4 protein-coding genes are annotated in these 3,190 nt (G+C 69.7%); 2 read left to right on the top strand and 2 right to left on the bottom strand.

Annotation, left to right across the window (positions count from 1 at the left end):
* Nucleotides 1-255, bottom strand: a 255-nt coding sequence (locus tag ACFWN1_RS32530; RefSeq protein WP_384370124.1) for a PIN domain-containing protein, incomplete at its 3' end; no start/stop codon positions are given.
* Entirely contained in the window at nucleotides 252-449 is a 198-nt protein-coding gene (locus tag ACFWN1_RS32525; RefSeq protein WP_384370121.1) for a type II toxin-antitoxin system VapB family antitoxin, read from the bottom strand. The genes ACFWN1_RS32530 and ACFWN1_RS32525, both read right to left, overlap by 4 nt.
* Before the next feature lie 136 nt (nucleotides 450-585).
* Here ACFWN1_RS32525 and dxr point away from each other — a divergent pair, with 136 nt between their 5' ends.
* Both dxr and ACFWN1_RS32515 read left to right on the top strand, forming a co-directional pair.
* Nucleotides 586-1,854: a 1-deoxy-D-xylulose-5-phosphate reductoisomerase gene (gene dxr / locus ACFWN1_RS32520; RefSeq protein WP_384370118.1), complete on the top strand. Its 1,269-nt coding sequence runs from the start codon at nucleotides 586-588 to the stop codon at nucleotides 1,852-1,854.
* Nucleotides 1,851-3,155, top strand: a complete 1,305-nt coding sequence (locus ACFWN1_RS32515; protein WP_384370115.1) for a M50 family metallopeptidase — start codon at nucleotides 1,851-1,853, stop codon at nucleotides 3,153-3,155. Before dxr ends, ACFWN1_RS32515 begins: the two co-directional genes overlap by 4 nt.
* Nucleotides 3,156-3,190: the final 35 nt, after the last annotated feature.

The raw sequence follows: 3,190 nt of genomic DNA, 5'->3' as shown, positions 1-3,190 counted from the left end.
GAGCTCCTGCTGCACGGACGACGCGCGCGTCAGCGTCCGGTCGTCGAGCGGGGTCCAGGTGAACAAGGCGTCCAGACGCTCGACCATCTGTTCACGGTGCTCGCTGTTCTTGGCGCTGTACAGGAACTCGATCTCGGTCACCGGGCACCGGGCGATGAGGCCCTCCTCCAGTGGTTTCACCCAGCGTGAGAGAGCCGGCTGCCTGACGATCCGGACCAAGGCGCTGGTGTCGATGAGGAACTCGGCGGACGTCATCGACGGTAGTTCTCCTTGTTCAGAAGGATGTCGAAGTCGCCCTCGTCAGCGCGCGCGGCGAGCCAGGCCAGCGCCAGCGCGCGCTTCTTGCGTTCCACGCCCTCCTTGAGGGCGGCTGTCACGGTGTCCTTCTTCGTCTTGGTGCCGAATGCTATGGCCGCGTCCGCCAGGAGCTGCTCGTCGATGTCGATCAAGGTCTTGGCGATGGCCGCACGCTCCGTATATCTGGCGGATAGGTTTGTATATCCATAGTAGCCCGCGTCACGGCCCACCGGTCCCGAACCCGGACGCGCTGTCCTGACGCCCGCCGGGTGCGGCCACAATGGGGGGATGACCGACAGCCCCGCCAGCCCCGTCCCGCTCGCCGACCCGCATCTCGTGTACGACCCCGTCGCGGGTGACGGCCCGAAGGACGTGGTGATACTCGGCTCCACCGGGTCCATCGGCACCCAGGCCATCGACCTGGTGCTGCGCAACCCCGACCGTTTCCGGGTCACCGCGCTCTCCGCGAACGGCGGCCGGGCGGACCTCCTCGCCGAGCAGGCGCGCAAGCTGCGGGTACGCACCGTCGCGGTCGCCCGCGAGGACGCCGTACCGGCGCTGCGCGAGGCGCTGGCCGGGCGGTACGGGAACGAGCCGCTCCCGGAGATCCTCACCGGGCCGGACGCCGCCGCCCAGGTCGCCGCCTCCGACTGCCACACCGTGCTGAACGGCATCACCGGCTCCATCGGCCTCGCGCCGACCCTCGCCGCCCTGGAGGCAGGCCGCACCCTGGCGCTGGCCAACAAGGAGTCGCTCATCGTCGGCGGCCCGCTGGTCAAGGCGCTGGCCGAGCCCGGCCAGATCATCCCGGTCGACTCCGAGCACGCGGCCCTCTTCCAGGCCCTCGCCGCCGGCACCCGCGCCGATGTGCGCAAGCTGGTCGTCACCGCCTCCGGCGGCCCCTTCCGCGGCCGTACCAGGGCCGAGCTGGCGGACGTCACCGTCGCCGACGCCCTCGCGCACCCCACCTGGGCGATGGGCCCGGTGATCACGGTCAACTCCGCGACCCTGGTCAACAAGGGCCTGGAGGTCATCGAGGCCCACCTGCTCTACGACATTCCCTTCGACCGCATTGAGGTGGTCGTGCATCCGCAGTCGTATGTCCACTCGATGGTCGAGTTCACCGACGGTTCCACGATCGCCCAGGCGACGCCCCCCGACATGGGTGGGCCGATCGCCATCGGTCTGGGCTGGCCCGAGCGCGTCCCCGACGCAGCCCCGGCGTTCGACTGGAGCAAGGCGTCCACCTGGGAGTTCTTCCCGCTGGACGACGACGCCTTCCCCTCGGTGAACCTCGCCCGGCATGTGGGCCGGCTCGCGGGCACCGCCCCGGCGGTGTTCAATGCGGCCAACGAGGAGTGCGTCGAAGCCTTCCTGGGCGGCGCGCTGCCCTTCAACGGGATCATGGAGACCGTCATCCGGGTGGTCGAGGAACACGGCACCCCGGTCACGGGAACTTCGCTCACGGTGTCGGACGTCCTCGAAGCGGAGACCTGGGCCCGGTCCAGGGCCCGTGAACTGACCAACCGGACGGCTATCGCGGAGGCGCGTGCATGACGACCTTGATGTTCATCCTCGGCATAGTGGTCTTCGCGGTCGGCCTGCTCGTCTCGATCGCCTGGCACGAGCTGGGGCACCTGTCCACGGCCAAGCTCTTCGGCATCCGCGTCCCGCAGTACATGGTCGGCTTCGGCCCGACCATCTGGTCACGGCACAAGGGCGAGACCGAGTACGGCATCAAGGCCGTCCCGCTCGGCGGCTACATCCGCATGATCGGCATGTTCCCGCCGGACGACGCGGGCCGGGTCTCCGCCCGCTCCACCTCCCCGTGGCGCGGCATGATCGAGGACGCCCGCTCGGCGGCGTACGAGGAGCTGAAGCCGGGCGACGAGACGCGGATGTTCTACACGCGCAAGCCGTGGAAGCGCGTCATCGTCATGTTCGCCGGCCCGTTCATGAACCTGATCCTGGCCGTCGGGCTCTTCCTCACGGTGCTGATGGGCTTCGGCATCCAGCAGCAGACCAACACCGTCTCCTCGGTCTCCGCCTGCGTCATCGCGCAGAACCAGAACCGCGACGACTGCGAGAAGTCCGACCCGGCCTCCCCGGCCGCCGCCGCCGGGATCAAGGCGGGCGACAGAATCGTCTCCTTCGACGGCAGGCCGACCGAGAAGTGGAACACGCTGTCCGACCTCATCCGGGACAGCGCGGGCCGCGACGTCCCGATCGTGGTCGAGCGAAACGGCAAGGAGCTGACCCTCCACGCCACCATCGCCACCAACCAGGTCGCCAAGAAGGACTCCTCCGGCGCCTACGTGCAGGGCGAGTACGTCAGGGCCGGCTTCCTCGGCTTCAGCGCCGCCACCGGCGTCGTCAAGCTCGGCTTCGGCGACTCGGTGGTCTGGATGGGCGACCAGGTCGGCAACGCCGTGGGGTCCCTCGTGGCGCTGCCCGGCAAGATCCCGGCCCTGTGGAACGCCGCCTTCGGTGACGGCCCGCGCGAGCCGGACTCCCCGATGGGCATCGTCGGCGCCGCCCGCGTCACCGGCGAGATCGCCACGCTCGACATCCCGGCCTCCCAGCAGGTCGCCATGGCCGTCTTCGTGGTCGCCGGGTTCAACCTGTCGCTGTTCCTCTTCAACATGCTCCCGCTGCTCCCGCTGGACGGCGGGCACATCGCGGGCGCCCTGTGGGAGTCGCTGCGCCGCCAGCTCGCCCGGCTGCTGCGCCGCCCCGACCCCGGCCCGTTCGACGTGGCGAAGCTGATGCCGGTGGCCTACGTGGTGGCGGGCATCTTCGTCTGCTTCACCGTGCTGGTGCTCATCGCGGACGTGGTCAACCCGGTCCGGATCTCCTAGACGGCCCCCACCAGGAGAACGGCCCGGAACCTTTT

Origin of the sequence: Streptomyces sp. NPDC058459, from assembly GCF_042721685.1 — a bacterium.
Lineage (GTDB): Bacteria > Actinomycetota > Actinomycetes > Streptomycetales > Streptomycetaceae > Streptomyces.
Note: the sequence above shows the minus strand (reverse complement) of the source record. Positions and strands in the feature narration are given on the sequence as shown.

Excerpts from the sequence above, each read along its gene's own strand:
- dxr (WP_384370118.1), top strand. The coding sequence starts at position 586 with ATGACCGACAGCCCCGCCAGCCCCGTCCCGCTCGCCGACCCGCATCTC.
- ACFWN1_RS32515 (WP_384370115.1), top strand. The coding sequence starts at position 1,851 with ATGACGACCTTGATGTTCATCCTCGGCATAGTGGTCTTCGCGGTCGGC.